14 protein-coding genes and 1 tRNA gene are annotated in these 14,927 nt (G+C 72.0%); 11 read left to right on the forward strand and 4 right to left on the reverse strand.

Annotation, left to right across the window (positions count from 1 at the left end):
• The 3 genes from FXF65_RS45245 to FXF65_RS12490 all read left to right on the forward strand — a co-directional run.
• Nucleotides 1–1,728, forward strand: a 1,728-nt coding sequence (locus tag FXF65_RS45245) for a MinD/ParA family ATP-binding protein (protein WP_425458747.1), incomplete at its 5' end; no start/stop codon positions are given.
• 85 nt (nt 1,729–1,813) lie between these two features.
• Nucleotides 1,814–1,902: transfer RNA gene (locus FXF65_RS12485), tRNA-Ser, on the forward strand.
• Between the two features lie 100 nt (nt 1,903–2,002).
• Nucleotides 2,003–2,167 carry a hypothetical protein gene (locus FXF65_RS12490; protein ID WP_187412251.1) on the forward strand — a complete coding sequence of 55 codons (165 nt, stop codon included), beginning with the start codon at nt 2,003–2,005 and terminating at the stop codon, nt 2,165–2,167.
• Nucleotides 2,168–2,233: 66 nt separating this feature from the next.
• On the opposite strand, the gene FXF65_RS12495 is transcribed toward FXF65_RS12490, so the two are convergent.
• Nucleotides 2,234–2,986 (reverse strand): M15 family metallopeptidase, encoded by a 753-nt coding sequence (locus FXF65_RS12495; protein WP_148349988.1) that lies wholly within the window; start codon nt 2,984–2,986, stop codon nt 2,234–2,236.
• 161 nt (nt 2,987–3,147) lie between these two features.
• Here FXF65_RS12495 and FXF65_RS12500 point away from each other — a divergent pair, with 161 nt between their 5' ends.
• The gene (locus FXF65_RS12500; protein WP_148349990.1) at nt 3,148–3,564 is read left to right on the forward strand and encodes a hypothetical protein; all 417 of its coding nucleotides are present in this window, start codon (nt 3,148–3,150) and stop codon (nt 3,562–3,564) included.
• A gap of 36 nt (nt 3,565–3,600) precedes the next feature.
• Here the strand turns inward: FXF65_RS12500 and FXF65_RS12505 are convergent, their stop codons facing one another.
• Nucleotides 3,601–4,062: a MarR family winged helix-turn-helix transcriptional regulator gene (locus tag FXF65_RS12505; RefSeq protein ID WP_148349992.1), complete on the reverse strand. Its 462-nt coding sequence runs from the start codon at nt 4,060–4,062 to the stop codon at nt 3,601–3,603.
• A gap of 162 nt (nt 4,063–4,224) precedes the next feature.
• Between FXF65_RS12505 and FXF65_RS12510 the strand changes: the two genes are divergently transcribed.
• The 3 genes from FXF65_RS12510 (at nt 4,225) to FXF65_RS12520 (ending at nt 7,615) form a co-directional block, all read left to right on the forward strand.
• Nucleotides 4,225–5,232: a pirin family protein gene (locus tag FXF65_RS12510; RefSeq protein WP_148349994.1), complete on the forward strand. Its 1,008-nt coding sequence runs from the start codon at nt 4,225–4,227 to the stop codon at nt 5,230–5,232.
• 349 nt (nt 5,233–5,581) lie between these two features.
• Nucleotides 5,582–6,769: an ATP-binding protein gene (locus FXF65_RS12515; protein ID WP_425458749.1), complete on the forward strand. Its 1,188-nt coding sequence runs from the start codon at nt 5,582–5,584 to the stop codon at nt 6,767–6,769.
• A gap of 414 nt (nt 6,770–7,183) precedes the next feature.
• Entirely contained in the window at nt 7,184–7,615 is a 432-nt protein-coding gene (locus FXF65_RS12520; protein ID WP_148349996.1) for a hypothetical protein, read from the forward strand.
• Here the strand turns inward: FXF65_RS12520 and FXF65_RS12525 are convergent.
• The gene (locus tag FXF65_RS12525) at nt 7,581–8,438 is read right to left on the reverse strand and encodes a MauE/DoxX family redox-associated membrane protein (RefSeq protein ID WP_148350589.1); all 858 of its coding nucleotides are present in this window, start codon (nt 8,436–8,438) and stop codon (nt 7,581–7,583) included. The genes FXF65_RS12520 and FXF65_RS12525 overlap by 35 nt on opposite strands.
• Entirely contained in the window at nt 8,432–9,442 is a 1,011-nt protein-coding gene (locus FXF65_RS43690) for a hypothetical protein (protein ID WP_246198529.1), read from the reverse strand. The genes FXF65_RS12525 and FXF65_RS43690 overlap by 7 nt, the downstream gene beginning before the upstream one ends.
• A 280-nt stretch (nt 9,443–9,722) precedes the next feature.
• On the opposite strand from FXF65_RS43690, the gene FXF65_RS12530 reads away from it, so the two are divergent.
• The 4 genes from FXF65_RS12530 to FXF65_RS12545 all read left to right on the forward strand — a co-directional run bounded on the left by FXF65_RS12530 (nt 9,723) and on the right by FXF65_RS12545 (nt 14,927).
• A complete protein-coding gene (locus tag FXF65_RS12530) occupies nt 9,723–10,223 on the forward strand; it encodes a SigE family RNA polymerase sigma factor (RefSeq protein WP_246198531.1) in 501 nt (166 codons plus the stop codon).
• 155 nt (nt 10,224–10,378) lie between these two features.
• Nucleotides 10,379–11,992 (forward strand): RNA polymerase sigma factor, encoded by a 1,614-nt coding sequence (locus tag FXF65_RS12535; protein ID WP_187412252.1) that lies wholly within the window; start codon nt 10,379–10,381, stop codon nt 11,990–11,992.
• A gap of 237 nt (nt 11,993–12,229) precedes the next feature.
• Complete coding sequence (locus FXF65_RS12540) at nt 12,230–13,792, forward strand: N-acyl-D-amino-acid deacylase family protein (RefSeq protein ID WP_187412253.1); 1,563 nt, start codon at nt 12,230–12,232, stop codon at nt 13,790–13,792.
• 79 nt (nt 13,793–13,871) lie between these two features.
• Nucleotides 13,872–14,927, forward strand: a complete 1,056-nt coding sequence (locus tag FXF65_RS12545; RefSeq protein WP_148350002.1) for an ABC transporter substrate-binding protein — start codon at nt 13,872–13,874, stop codon at nt 14,925–14,927.

Consider the following 14,927-nt stretch of genomic DNA (forward strand, 5'->3'; position numbering starts at 1 on the left):
TTCCCGCCGATGGACCCGAACGCGGGCCAGCCGCCGTTCCAGCCCGGCGACCCGAACACCGGACAGCCGCAGTTCTCCCCGGGCGACCCGAACGCGGGACAGCCGCAATTCCCGCCGATGGACCCGAACGCGGGCCAGCCGCCGTTCCAGCCCGGCGACCCGAACACCGGACAGCCGCAGTTCTCCCCGGGCGACCCGAACGCGGGACAGCCGCAATTCCCGCCGATGGACCCGAGCGCGGGCCAGCCGCCGTTCTCGCCAGGCGACCCGAACGCCGGACAGCCGCAATTCCCGCAGGGTGATCCGAGCGCCGCCGGGCAGGCGTACCAGCCGCAGGACCCGAACGCGGGCATGCAGCCGTACCCGTTCGCCGACCCCAACACCGGCCAGCCCTACCCGCCGGTCGACCCCAACACGGGTCAGCTCTACCAGCACCACCCGAACTCCACAGCGGCCCAGCAGCAGCAGTTCCCGCCGATGCTGGACCCGGCCGCGGGCCCGCCCTACCAGCAGGACCCCAACGCCGCTCCGCAGCAGCAGTACGCCACCCCGATCGACCCCAACACCGGTCAGCCGTACCAGCAGGACCCGAACGCGGCCCCTCAGCAGCAGTACGGCCCCCCGATCGACCCGAGCACGGGCCAGCCGTACCAGCAGGTCGACCCCAACACCGGGCAGCCGTACCAGCCCGTCGACCCGAACACCGGGCAGCCGGCGCAGGGGTACGGGTACCCGCAGCAGCAGGGCTACCCCGGCCAGGCGCCGCAGCAGCCGCCGATGGACCCGCAGAACGCCGACAGCCTCAGTTCCGAGAACCTGCTCGGCGAGCGCCGCATCGCGCCGTCCTCGGGCTGGCGGCGGGCCGTCTACAAGGCGACGGCGGGCAACATCCACCCCGGCGAGTCGCAGGGCGACCTGCGCCGCAAGGACCTCATCGCCCGCGCCCGCACCGCCGTGGCGGGCGGCCACCACCGCGTCGCGGTCATGTCGCTGAAGGGCGGCGTCGGCAAGACGACCACGACGACCGGGCTCGGCTCGATGCTGGGCTCGCTGCGCGGCGACACCGTCATCGCCGTCGACGCGAACCCCGACCGCGGGACGCTCTCCGACAAGGTCAAGCTGGAGACCGCCGCGACCGTCCGCGACCTGCTGAACAACCGCGACCAGATCCACCGGTACGCCGACGTCCGGGCGTTCACGTCGCAGAACAACGCGCGGCTCGAAGTGCTCGCGTCCGACCGCGACCCGGCGGTCAGCGAGGCGTTCAGCGCCGAGGACTACGCCGCCGTGGCCGTCGTCCTGGAGCAGTACTACTCGATCTGCATCACCGACTGCGGGACGGGCCTTCTGCACTCCGCGATGGCGGGCGTGCTGAGCCTCGCCGACCAGCTCGTCCTGGTCAGCTCCCCGTCCGTGGACGGCGCCCGCTCCGCGAGCGCCACCCTGGACTGGCTGGAGGCGCACGACCACGGGCACCTCGTCCGCAACGGCGTGGTGGTGCTGTCGATGGTCCGCAACCGCACCCGCAGCCAGGTCGACCTGGACAAGCTCCAGGCGCACTTCGAGAGCCGCTGCCGCGCGGTCGTCCGCATCCCCTACGACGACCACCTGGAAGAGGGCGCGGAGGTCGACCTGGAGCAGCTCGCGCTCGCGACCCGCGAGGCGTACCTGAACCTGGCCGCCGTGGTCGGTGACGGATTCGCGTACCAGCGTCCTACATCGTCCTGAGTTCCGGCGGCCGAGGGCCGACCGAGCCGCGTTATGCGGTCGAACCCACCGCGCCGTGCCCGCTATCGTTGGCGATGGTCACCCTGGAGAGTTCGCATAGTGGACTAGTGCAGGCGCCTTGAAAGCGCCCAGGGCTGGGGACAGTCCTCGTGGGTTCGAATCCCACACTCTCCGCTCGAACGCGGTCGACCGCCGCCGCTTGAACGCCGGGGGCGGTATGTCCACCCGTCAAACCGCCCGTCTCGGACGAATGCCATCCGTTACCCTCGTCCGCATGTCAGAGACGCCCCAAGATCCGGCCGGTACCACGCACCAGTTCCAGAACTTCGCCAACCAGGCCCAGCCGCAGAAGTCCGGGCCGAACATGGCGGTCATTGTCGGCGTCGCCGCCGTGGTGGCCGTCGTCGTGATCCTCGTCGTCGCCATGGTCGCGCTCTAGCGTCCGGTTCGTACGCGGCCGGCGTCCCGGGCCGTCCGCGTCACGGGCCCCGCGTTCCCGCCCGCCCTAGCGGCCCGAGCTGGAGAAGTGCTGGTAGTCGCGGGCGCCGCTCCACACGCCGCCCCAGCCCCAACCGATCGAGGCGAACGCCTTGACGACCTTGTCGCCGCGATGGATGACGCCCGGGTCGTCGTTGCTGCGATCCTTGTATTTGGCGCATTTCTTGTGGGCGACGTGTCCGTCCGCGTAGACGTACGGGTTCTGGCACGGGTTGATGTCGATGGCCAGCCCGTAGGCGTGCTGGGAGAACGAGGTCGACCCCGTCGCGGGACGGCAGTTGAACGCCGACGTGTTGTTGGCCTCGATCGAGTCGAAGTCGCTGCCTTTGTACTTGTCGACCGGCTCCATGCGCTCGATCGGGTAGCGCATCTTGTACAGCTTGCGGAACACGGAGACGAGGTCGTCCGCGGCCTTCGCGTTGACGACGAGCCGCCCGCCCGTGTGGGTCTTGTCGTCCATGCCCCAGTAGGACATCTCGATCATCCGCAGCCCGGACGGCGAGACCGGGCAGCCGCGCCGCCACGAGTACTTCAGGTCGCCCGCCGTGACGCGCTTGACCGTCGCCTGGAGCTCCTGCTTCGTCGGCGTCGCGGACGGGCCGGACGGTGACGCGGCCGTCCCGGACGGGGTCGCGGGCGGCGACGACTCGCCGGGCTCGCCCCCGCCGCCGCAACCGGCTGCCGCACCCGCCACGACGAGGGCGAGCGCTACCGGCAGCGCACGGGGCGCGGGTCGGCGTTCAGGCGTTCTACCTGGCATATTCCCAAGCATGGCATGCCGTGCGCCGTGCGCGTGCGACCCTGGATTCGCTACCGTGCGTTTGACGGCGCGCCCGCCGGAAAGGGGCCGGGACGGACGGGCCGTGAACTCATCCGTCCGCCGGGCATGTCGCCCGCGGTGACCGGCCCCAGGGAGCCGGCATGGCGGAACGTCAGGAGCGGGACCTTCCTAGCCTCGAAGACGAGATCTTCGCCGTGGCGCACAACGTGGAGGTCGAGCAGGGGGCGGGCGCGCAGGCGGGCCCGGACTGGGCGCAGGCCGCCGCCGAGCGCGGCCGCGCGTTCCTCGGCCGCGACGTCCGGTCGCTGGTCGCGGGGTTCGGGATCTTCCTGCTGGTGGACGCGGTGATGATGTACGGGCCGCTGATGACGAGCAGCCGCCCGAGCCTGCTGCCGCAGTTCATCACGCTGATCATGCTGGCGTTCGGGCTCGGCGGCCTGCTGGTCTGGAAGGTCGGCGGCCGCTGGCGGACGTTCGGCCACGGCATGATGCTGGCCTGGGTGTTCCTGACCCTGGTGTCGGTGGGCTTCCTGACGGGGGTGACCGTCCCGCTGTGAGGGTCGGCCGCGCGCTACGGTCTCAGCTAGTCGGGCTCAGCTCGTCGGGCCGAGCCGTTTGAGGACGAGGTTGAACGCCCGTCCGATGGCGGCCAGGTCGTCGGGCTCGATGACGTCGATGAAGAAGTTCCGGACGGTCTCGACGTGGTCGCGGGCGGCCCGGTCGAGCGCCGCGAAGCCCTCGTCGGTGAGGTGCGCGTAGACGCCGCGCTTGTCGTTGGGGCAGCTGTCCCGTTTGACCAGGCCCTTGGACTCCAGGCGCGAGCAGGTGTGGGACAGCCTGCTGCGCGACTGGCTGGCGTTCTCGGCGAGCTCGGCCATGCGCAGCCGCCGCTCGGGCGCCTCGGAGAGCCGGACGAGGATCTCGTACTCCGAGACCGACAGGCCGTGCTTGGTCTTGAGGTCGCGGTCCATGATCTCGGTGAGCCGGACGCTGCCGTCGACGTATGCCCGCCAATCGCGCTGCTGGGTGGCATCGAGCCAGCGAGGTTCACTCATTCTCACGAGTATAGAGTATGTTGAACGTTCAACTAACTCTCGCTGTTTCCACGGTAGCAGGGGGTCGCGTACGCTCGTGGAAATAGTTGAAGCATCAACTATGTTGTGGGGTACGGCGCACCGCCCGACGCGCGGACGGGCGCCAGAGAGATGGAGGTCCCCATGCCCGCCGTGATGGCCGACCCGCTGACCCTTCCCCGCCTGCCCGTGCCGTCCGCCACGGACACCGACTGGCGCCGGGTGGCGAAGGTCGTGACCGCGAACCGCCAGCTCGAGGGCGAGGGCTTCGAGGTAAGGCGTCCGTTCCCCGGGATGGACCTGTCTCTGGCCGACCCGTTCCTGCTCCTCGACCACATGGGCGCCGTCGAGTACGCGCCCGGCGAGGCGCGCGGCACCCCCTGGCACCCGCACCGCGGGTTCGAGACCGTCACCTACATCATCGACGGCGCGTTCCAGCACCAGGACACCACGGGCGGCGGCGGGCTCATCTCCGACGGCGCGACCCAGTGGATGACGGCCGCGTCCGGTATCCAGCACATCGAGCAGCCGCCGCCGGAGCTGGTCGCCAAGGGCGGCCTGTTCCACGGCGTCCAGCTCTGGGTGAACCTGCCGCGCTCCCAGAAATGGGTGCCGCCGCGCTACCAGGACATCAAGGCGCAGGACGTCACGCTGCTGGCCTCGGACGACGGGTCGTCCCTGGTGCGCGTCATCGCCGGGTCGGTGGCCGGACACGACGGGCCGGGCGTCACCTACACGCCGATCAACTACCTGCACGCGACGGTCGCGCCGGGCGCGCGGCTCGCGCTGCCCTGGCCGCGCGACTTCAACGCGCTGGTGTACGTCCTGTCCGGGCGCGGGACGGCGGGCGTCGAGCAGGCCGGGCTGGACGAGGGGCAGCTCGCCGTCTTCGCCGGTTCGCACCATCGGGGCGAGACGGACGGGCTGGTCGTCCAGGCCGCCGAGCGCCAGCCGGTCGCGAGCGCGAACGGGTGGGAGATCCTCGTCCTCGGCGGGCTGCCGATCCGGGAGCCGATCGCGCGGTACGGGCCGTTCGTGATGAACACCCGGGACGAGATCGTCCAGGCGTTCGAGGACTTCCAGGCCGGACGCATGGGGACCGTCCCGGCGGAGCAGGTCCCGCACCGCTCGGCCGCCGACGAGAGCCTCTGAATCACGTCATGACGTGCGCGGACAGCCGCGCTCCCGGTCGGCTGCCGGGGGCGCGGTCCGCCGCGTCGCGGGATCGTCGCGGGTTCGTCGCGCGAAGTTCCGGGGTTCGGATGACGGGCGCGGAGCCATGCGCTAGTGTGTTCGAATAGTCGAACAGAAGTTCGACCGTTCGCTCGAACACGCGCTCGCCCGGGGAGGCGACATGGTCGCGACGATGGCCACGAGGGGGGTGCAGAGCCCCGCGCACCGCGTCCGGCGGCACGAGCCGCACGCGACACGCCGCAGCGGTTTCTACGCAAATCTACGGCCGCAGCTATATCGCCTCATAGAGTCCGACAGCGTGGACCCCGTGCGCAATCCCTACGCCCCTGGCGCCGGGCAGCGTCCCCCGGAGCTGGCCGGCCGCGACCGTGAGCTGCGGCAGTTCGAGGTCGTGCTCGAACGGGTGGCCCGCGGCCGCCCCGAGCGCAGCATGATCGTCACCGGGCTGCGCGGGGTGGGCAAGACCGTGCTGCTCAACGCGTTCCGGTCGATGGCGATCCAGCGCCTGTGGGGGACGGGCAAGATTGAGGCCCGGCCCGACCAGTCAATCCGGCGGCCGGTCGCGTCGGCGCTGCACCGGGCCGTCCGCGAGCTCGCACCCCGGCACCGCGCGCCCGACCGCATCGAGGAGTTCCTCGGCGTGCTCAAGGCGTTCGCGCAGTCCGAGCCCGAGCCGCCGTCCGGCAAGGCGAAGGCGCGCGCGCACCGCTGGCAGCCCGGCATCGACGTGCCCGCCTCGCGGGGCCGCGCCGACTCCGGCGACCTGGAGATCGACCTCACCGAGCTGTTCGTCGACGCCGCGTCCGTCGCCACCGACGTGGGCGCCGGCATCGCCCTCTTCGTCGACGAGATGCAGGACGTCCCGGCCGACGACGTGTCCGCGCTGTGCGCCGCGTGCCACGAGCTGTCGCAGGTCGGCGGCCCGCTGATCGTGGTCGGCGCCGGGCTGCCGCACCTCCCGGCGGTCCTGTCGGCCAGCAAGTCCTACTCCGAGCGGCTGTTCCGCTACGCCCGCATCGACCGGCTCGACCGCGAGTCCGCCGACCACGCGCTGCTCGCCCCCGCCGAACGCGAAGAGGTCACCTTCACCGAGGAGGCCCTCGACGCGCTGTACGGCGCGGCCGACGGATATCCGTACTTCGTGCAGGCGTACGCCAAGGTCGTCTGGGACGTCGCGCCCGACACCCCGATCACCGCCGACGACATCAAGGTCGCCGCCCCCGAGGCGGAGAGCGAGCTAGCGGTCGGCTTCTTCGGCAGCCGCTACGAACGCGCCACCCCCGCCGAACGCGACTACATGCGCGCCATGGCCATGCTCGGCGACGACCCGGTCCCGACCGCCTCGGTCGCGGACGAGTTGGGCCGCAAACCGTCCAGCCTGTCGCCCGCCCGCGACGGCCTCATCAAGAAGGGCCTCATCTACAGCGCCGAACGCGGCATGGTCGCCTTCACCGTCCCACACTTCGGCAAGTTCCTTCGTTCCCAACCCGCCTAACCCATTTCAGCCCACTCCAGGGCCCGGCTCTCCGCCGATGCCCGCCCAACGTCCGCCGTCCACCTGTCTGCCGTCCGCCTGTCTGCTCGTCCGTTCGACGGGCGTTGGCCAGCGCGTTCGGCCGTCGCGCGGGCTGCGCTTTGGTTTTCTGGGACTGTCTAGCGTGATGGCTAGAGAGTCGTAGAGAAGCGCATGCGGACGTGATGTCCGCCGAGTATTCGGCTTTCTAGCCGTGATTCTAGAAAGCCGTAGATTTCACTTGCCTGTCTTCTGGGGCTTTCTATTTCTCTCTAGGATTTTTGGTAGAGAGTTGTAGAGAGGTGAAGCCGGTGTCCTCGGGGCCATCTGGGTATGACCGGTCCGGCGCGTCCGGACGGACGTGACTCCGACTCGGACTCCGTTCTCGGGGGAGAGATGAGCGACGACGACCGCTTCCGTGGCCAGGACGTCTACGACGAGCACGGCGACGACGATGACGATCTGTCCGCGATGCAGCAGGACCAGGGCGGACGAGTGCCCGACCGCGAGTCCGGCCCCGACTACGCCTACACCCCCGGCTGGGAGGACCACCCCTCCGACGTGGGCGGCGGCGCGCCGCCCCCGCGTCCCGAAGAAGACCCCGAAGACGCCGACCTCGATGCCGAGGACGAACTCGCCATCTACGACGACCAGTTCCCAGAGGACGACGCCCCCCGACTCCGACTGGTGACCCGGCCCCGTCTCAGGAGGCGGAGGAAGGGCCGTCTCCGCGGCGAGGACGGCCAAGCGGACGGTCTTGGTCCCCGAACCCAACTGGTGAACCGGGCCGCCTCTACGAGGTGGACGAAAGGGCCGTCTCTGCGGTGAGGACGGATGAGCGGACGGTTCTGTCGCGGTCGGCGGTGGAGACGGCGAACACGATCTCTACGTCGCGTTCGTCCAGGCGGGCCGGGAAGACCACGAAGCGCCAGCAGCCTTCGCGCCACACGTCCAGCGGCACGGCGCTCGCGATGAGGTTCTCGTGTTCGGTCCACGCCTGGCTGTCGTAGAGCGTCGCGTAGGTCTCCTGGATGGGGCTGCGCCGCCGCTCGCACGGCGTCGCCGGACGTCCCGGCCCGTGCGGCAGGCCGCCCCCGCCGAGCAGCCCGCGCCGCCGCAGCAGCGTCGACAGCTCCGGGGACAGCGCCGCGAACAGGCCGAGTTCCACCACGAGGACGAGGCCCACCTGCGCCTGGACGTCAAGCAGCACGTCGAACCCGGCGAGCGGCGCGCCGAGCGACCCGACGGCGGCGGCGGTGAACAGCAGGGCGCGGAGCACGCTGCGCCGCCCGACCTTCTTGCCGCTCAGCCCGCCGAAACAGCCGCACCCTGCGTCGGGGCGACGCACCCGCAGCTCGCTGACCACCCACGTCGCCGCCGCGAACACGACCGTCGTCGCCAGCCGCACCGACAGGTGCGAGGTCAGCAGCAGCGCGAGGCCGAGCATCCCCTCGCCGACCCCGACCCCGACCGTCATCCGGCGGCCGCCGTGCGCCGTCGTCAGCCGGGCCAGCCCGGCGGGCACCGGCACGCCGTGCACGTGGTCGGGCGCGCCCGGCACCTCCTCCCGGACGGTCAGCTTCGCGAGGCACGCGATCAGCAGCACGGCCGCGAGCAGCAGCACCTGCGTGTTCTGGAACACGGTCACCATGACACGGCCCTCCCAGCCGTCCCGACCGGCCGGACGGCGGCGTTGAAGCACCCGGACTCCAGGTCGCCGCCGAGCCCCGCGAACGCGGCGGGGGTCAACTCGACGATCCGCCCGCGCGGCGTGGCGTCGCAGTCGGCGCACCGGTCGCAGAAGCGGGCCGCCGCGCAGCCGCACTCGACGACCGGCACCGCGGCGGCGCGCCCGCCGCACTCGTTGTGCACGACGATCTCGCTGCCGATGGACAGGTACGGGAACGCGACGCAGCCGGACGGGGCGTCCGCGCAGCCCCCGGCGTCCCCCTCCGGGTCGACCGCCGGGTAGGCCGCGCCGTCCGCCGGGTCCGGGACGTCCGTTCCCCGCTCGTCCGCGCCGCCGAACCAGGTCGCCGTGCCGCGCAGCACCTCGGGCACCGGCGCGGTGACCTCCGGCGCGGCGAGGTCGTCGGCCCGGTAGCCGGGCTGGGACGTGCCGGGACGCACCGCCCGCGGCCCGTCCGGCGACCCGACGCAGATCACGTCGATCAGGTAACCGGGCTCCAACCGCGGATGCCGAACGAGAACCCGTTCCAGGGCGTTCGGGGGGATCGCGACCCGGGTGCGGCCGCGGTGCGGCCCCATGTCGACGTCGACGGAGTCTCGCCCGCACGCCAGGATCGTCCCGGTCACGCGGCTGATGCCCAGCCAAACCCGATCAGCCCCGTACCCACCACCCCCGGCGTCGCCGGTGGCTTTCAGACGGACTATCGCCGGGCGCCCCGGCCGGAGGGCGGCCAGACCGGTGCGGCCGCCGTGCCAGACGGCCGTCGCGTCGCTCATCGCGACGCGCGTCTCGCCGCCGCCGGGGGCGCCCAGGACGAGCAGATGCGGGCTCGCGTCCAGGACGATTCCTGTCACGACGCGCAGTGGACGTCCGGCGCCGTCGGGGATCCCGCCGCCCGCGGACGCGCCGAGCACGGCCGTCCGGTATCTGCGGCGGTTCGCTCCACGGCGGTGGGGTGGCTGCATCGCGGGGGCTCCGGGGATCGATCATCACTCAGGGCGACTGCTGTTAGGACAGTGAGTCAAGAGTCACGCGCGGTGACCAGAGCTGTCGACGGATTTGTCGCGATAAGTCAGCCGGTGGAGGAAGTTCGATGCACCTCGGTTGAGGATTATAAACTGGTTGACCCGGAAATATTCAATCTGTAGGACCGAAATTACGATCCGCATGCGATCGTCGAACGTATCGGAGTGCGCTCGGCTCGCCGGTCCGGAGCGGCTCCCGACCCCTGGTTCCGGTGGTGAGGTGAACGCGACACGGCAGGAAGAGTTCCACGCGTACGTCGCGGAACGCCGTCCCGTGCTGCTGCGCGCCGCGCGGCGGCTGACCGGCGACCGGGCCGAGGCGGAGGCCGAGGACCTGCTCCAGGCCGCGCTGGCCAAGACCTACCTCGCCTGGGACCGCATCGAGGACCGCGCCGCCGTCGACGGCTATGTCCGCCGCGCCATGGTCAACACGCAGATCTCCTGGTGGCGGCGGCAGAAGCTGGACGTCTACCCGACCGACCGGCTGCCCGACCGTCCCGCCGACGACGACCACGCCGGCCGCAGCGAGACCCGCGACGTGCTCACCCGCGCGCTGCGCCGCCTCCCCGAGCGGCAGCGCCTCGCCGTCATGCTCCGCTACTACGAGGACATGTCCGAGCGCGAGATCGCCGAGACGCTCGGCGTCAGCGTCGGCACGGTCAAGTCCACCGTCTCCAGGGCGATGACGAAACTTCGGGAGTTCCTCGCCATCACCCCCTGATGCCCGCACCTCCCCCCAATTCGGGCGTTCAACTGGTGCGGACGGGGTCCGGGGGTGTATGCAAGGTGGGCTGAATGTCCGGACGATCCCATGGTGGCGGACGCCCCATGCCGGTGCCGGGAGCGTGGATGCCAAGGTTGTCGCCCTCCGCACACGTGGCCGACCGAAAGCTGGTCAAAGGGCTGAACGAGGGGGACGAGGCGGCGCTCGCCGCGCTCTATGACGAGTACGGTGAGCGCATTCACGACTACGTTCTGTCAATGTCCGGCGATGAGAAGGTCGCCGCGGACATCGTGCACGACACGTTCATCGACGCCGCCCGGCGCGCGCCTCGGATGCGCGACCACCTGCAGCTCGGCTCGTGGCTGTACGGGGCGGCGCGGCGGCGCTGCGTCCGGCGCGGCCGGGTCAAGATCCTCTTCTGGGACCGGAGCGCCGAGTTCTCCGACGTCCCGTTCCTGAGCCGCGGGGAGCCGGAGGGGCCCGTCGGAGACTGGCCGCCGTCCGACGAGCTGCACGGCCTGCTGCGCGCGGGCCTGGCCCGGCTGGAGCCGGTCGACCAGGAGGTGTCGCTGCTGGCGTTCCGGCACGGGCTGCGCCCGTCCCGGCTCGGCGCGGCGCTCGGGCTGTCCCCCCGGCGGGCCGCGCTGCGGGTGCGGCGGGCCCGGACGGAGCTGGAGACCGCGCTCCAGAAGGAGGTCGACCGCGCGAACCGGGCGTGCGCGGTGTCGGGCGCGTCCGACGCCTCGGGGGCGACCGCGTCGTCGGGCGAGCGGGAGGACGCGCGGTCCACGGCGGTCGCCGTCCTCGCGGCCCGTCCCCCGACGCGCGGCGACCGGGAGGAGCCGCTCGACCCGCCCCCGCCGGAGCGGCCCATCGAACGGACGCTCCCGCGCCTCCTGCGTCGGCGCGCGGAGGCCGTGCCGGTCGACCCGGCCACGGAGCGGCATGCCGCGGGCTGCCCGGCCTGCGTCCGGCGCGGCCGGGTGACGGCCGCCGCGCTGCTCGGCCGCGCGCCCGCCCCGATGCTGCCCGCCGCGCTGCGGCACCGCGTCATGCACACCGCGACGGACCCGGAGCTCGCGGGCTACCGGGCCGACATCGCCGCGCGCGGCGGCGCGCTCACCCCGGCCGGGCTGCCGAGCCAGCCGGACGTGCCGTCCGCGTTCACCCGCCGCTGGCTGGTCACCGGCGGCGTGATGGCGGCCGCGCTGGCCACCGCGATCGTCGCCGTCCTGATGATGAGCCCCGGCCTCGGCGCCTGGACGCCGTTCCGCCCCGCCCCGCAGCCCGACGTCACGCACGAGCGGCCGCCGGACGCGCAGGGCCGCGGCGGCGACCCGACCGGCGGGCCGGGCGGCGGCGGCGGAGGCACGCCGGGACATCCCGGCCAGCCGCCCGTCGTCCCGCAGACGGACGACCGCACGAAGAACCCGTCGCACTCGCCGCGGCCGCCGTCGTCGCAGGCCCCGGCGGGGCCGGGCACGCTCGTCGTGAACCCGGCGAAGGTCGAGCTGTACGGGACGAAGACCGCCCAGGTCACCCTCGCGGCGAAGAGCGGGCCGGTGACGTGGACGGCGGTGACGTCGACGAACCAGCTCGCCCTGTCCGAGACGCGGGGCGACATGCGCCCGGACGGCACGACCACGCTGACGCTCACGCTCCGCACCGCGATCATCGGCCTGCCCGGCAAGGGCAGCCTCACGTTCACCGACTCCGAGGGCGCCCGGCACACGGTGAACGTCGTCTGGGGCACGACGATCCTCTAGCCGCTCGCCCCGATCCTCCGGCCGCTCACCCTCTGATCGTTTCGCGGGGCGGCTCCGCGCTGCCTGGACACGCGCCGCTCCGCCCCTTGGACAAGGCGCTCACCTGCGGATATACGCTGGTTGTGCAATGCAAAATCATGTGTTGCAAAACTGGCGCCGGTCTTGGGAGTCCGCATAACCTCCGGGGCAACCGGCATGGATGTCCGGTTACCTGCTCTGTGGGGTTAATGAGGTCCAATGTACGATCTGCTGGTTCGCGGGGGGACGGTGCTGGACGGCGCCGGCGGTCCCGCGCGCCGTGCGGACGTCGCGGTCTCCGGGTCCCGGATCGCCGCGGTCGACGTCCTGCCGGACGCGGCGGCGGCCACGGTGATCGACGCGACCGGCCGGTACGTCATGCCGGGCTTCATCGACACCCACGTGCACGGCGACGCCGCCGTCCTGGACGCCGACGTGCAGCTCGCGGCCCTGCGGCAGGGCGTCACGACGTTCGTCCTCGGGCAGGACGGCGTCTCCTACGCACCCGCGAGCCCCGCGACCCTCCGGTACGTCAGCCGGTACTTCGCGCCCGTCAACGGCACCCACCCGGGGCTGGACGGCGGGCCGGTGTCGGTCGCCGACCTGCTCGGCACCTACGACCGCCGGACCGCGCTCAACACCGTCTACCTGCTCCCCCACGGGACGATCCGGCACGGCGTCATGAGCACCGACCGCCGCGCGCCCGAGCGGGACGAGCTCGACGCGATGCGCGCACTGGTCGAGCGGGGCCTGGCCGAGGGCGCGGCCGGGCTGTCGACCGGCCTGGAGTACGTGCCCGGCGCCTACGCCAAGGCCGACGAGGTCGCGGCGCTCTGCGCGCCGGTCGGCGCGGCCGGGCTGCCCTACGTCACGCACATGCGCGGCTACGAGTCGCTGGCCGCGACCGCGATGGCCGAGGTTCTGCGGATCGCCCGCGCCGCGGGCGTCGCCCCGCACGTCTCGCACTACCACGGCCCCGGCGAGGAGCTGGTCGCGCTCGTCGACGGAGCCCGCGCCGAAGGCATCGACCTGACCTTCGACAGCTACCCCTACCTGCGCGGATCGAGCACGCTGACGCTGGTCACGCTGCCGTCCTGGCTGCCGATCGCCGACCTCGACGCGACGCTGGACGCGCTCGCCGACCCCGGCATCCGGGGACGGCTGGAGCGCGAGTGGGACGAGGCGCCGATCTGGCACCGGATCACGCTGTCGCACGTCCCGGCCGACGAGTACCGCTGGACGGAGGGCCTGACGCTGCCCGCCGCCGCCGAGCGGGCCGGGCAGCATCCCGCCGAGTTCTGCTGCGACCTCCTCGTCGCCACCCGGCTCGAGGCGGGCTGCGTGTTCGCGCAGCCGCCGACCAACAGCGAGGAGTCGGTCCGGGCGCTGCTCAGGCACCCCGCGCAGACGACCGGCTCCGACGCCATCTACCAGGGCGGACACCCACACCCGCGCGGCTGGGGCGCGTTCGCCAGGATGCTCGGCCGGCACGTCCGCGACCTCGGGGACTGGACGTGGGAGCAGGCCGCCGTCCACCTCTCCGGCCGCGCCGCCGACCGGTTCCGGCTGCGCGACCGCGGCCGGGTCGAGCCGGGCCGCGCCGCCGACCTGGTCGTCCTCGATCCCGAGACGGTCACCGACCGGGCCACCTACGAACGTCCGCGGACGCCCGCGGACGGCGTCGGGCACGTCGTCGTCAACGGCGTGCCCGTCCTCAGCGGCGGCGCCCTCACCGAGGACGCCACGCACCATCCTCCGGGCCGGGCGCTCAAACCCGCCTGACCTCGAAGGACACCGAACTCCCCCCGCCCATCTCGCCGGAGCCCGCCCCGGGTTCCGGACAGTCACAAGGAGAACCCCCATGAACGGTAGGTTCACGCGCGCCGTCGTGGCCATCACGGCGGTGGGCGCGCTGGCCGCGACCGCAGCGTGCGGCGTCGACTCCGGCGACGGCAAGTCCGACGACAAGTCGGGCGGCAAGGCCAAGGCGCTCAAGGTCGGCTGGTCCACGATCTACCTGACCCCGTCCTGGATGCAGCAGACCGACAAGATGATCAAGGACGACGTCGCGAAGCTGAAGGGCGAGGGCAAGGTCGCCGACTACCAGGTGTTCAACGCCAACGGCGACACGTCCCAGCAGATCGCCCAGATCAGGGCCATGATCCAGCAGAAGTACGACGTGATCCTGGTGGACGCGGGCTCCTCCACGGCGCTGAACCCGGCGCTGGAGCAGGCCGTCAACGCGGGCATCACCGTCGCCAACTTCGACAGCCTGGTCACCTCCGAGAAGGTCGTGCGCGTCGGCACCGACCAGAAGGAGTGGGGCCGGATGATGGGCGAGTGGCTCGGCGAGAAGCTGGGCGGCAAGGGCAAGATCATCGCCTTCAACGGCCCGGCCGGCGTCGCGGTCAGCGAGGAGCGCTGGCAGGGCGCCCAGGAGGGGCTGAAGAAGTACCCGGGCATCAAGGTCGCCGCGAACGTGCACAGCGAGTACAACCTCGCCCCGGCCGCGCAGGCGTTCGCCTCGGCGTACTCCGCGAACCCCGACATCGACGGCGTGTTCTCGCAGGGCGGCGCCCTCTCGGCCGCCGCGCTGCAGACGCTGATCAAGCAGAAGAAGAAGCTCGTCCCGATCACCGGCGAGAACTACAACGGGTTCCTGAAGCTGTGGAAGGACAACAAGGCGGGCGGGTTCTCGTCGCTGTCCACCGCGCAGCCGAACTACCTCGGCGTGATCGCGCTGCGCGCGGCCGTCGCCAAGGCCGGCGGCGACACGGTGCCGAACCAGATCACGGTCCCGCTGCCCAAGATCACGGACGACACCCTGGACCAGTACGTCAAGCCGGACCAGCCGGACGACTCCTACCCGATCCAGGATCTGCCGCAGTCCGAGATCGACAAGCTGATCGGCAAGTAG

The organism is Actinomadura syzygii, assembly GCF_008085905.1.
Lineage (GTDB): Bacteria > Actinomycetota > Actinomycetes > Streptosporangiales > Streptosporangiaceae > Spirillospora > Spirillospora syzygii.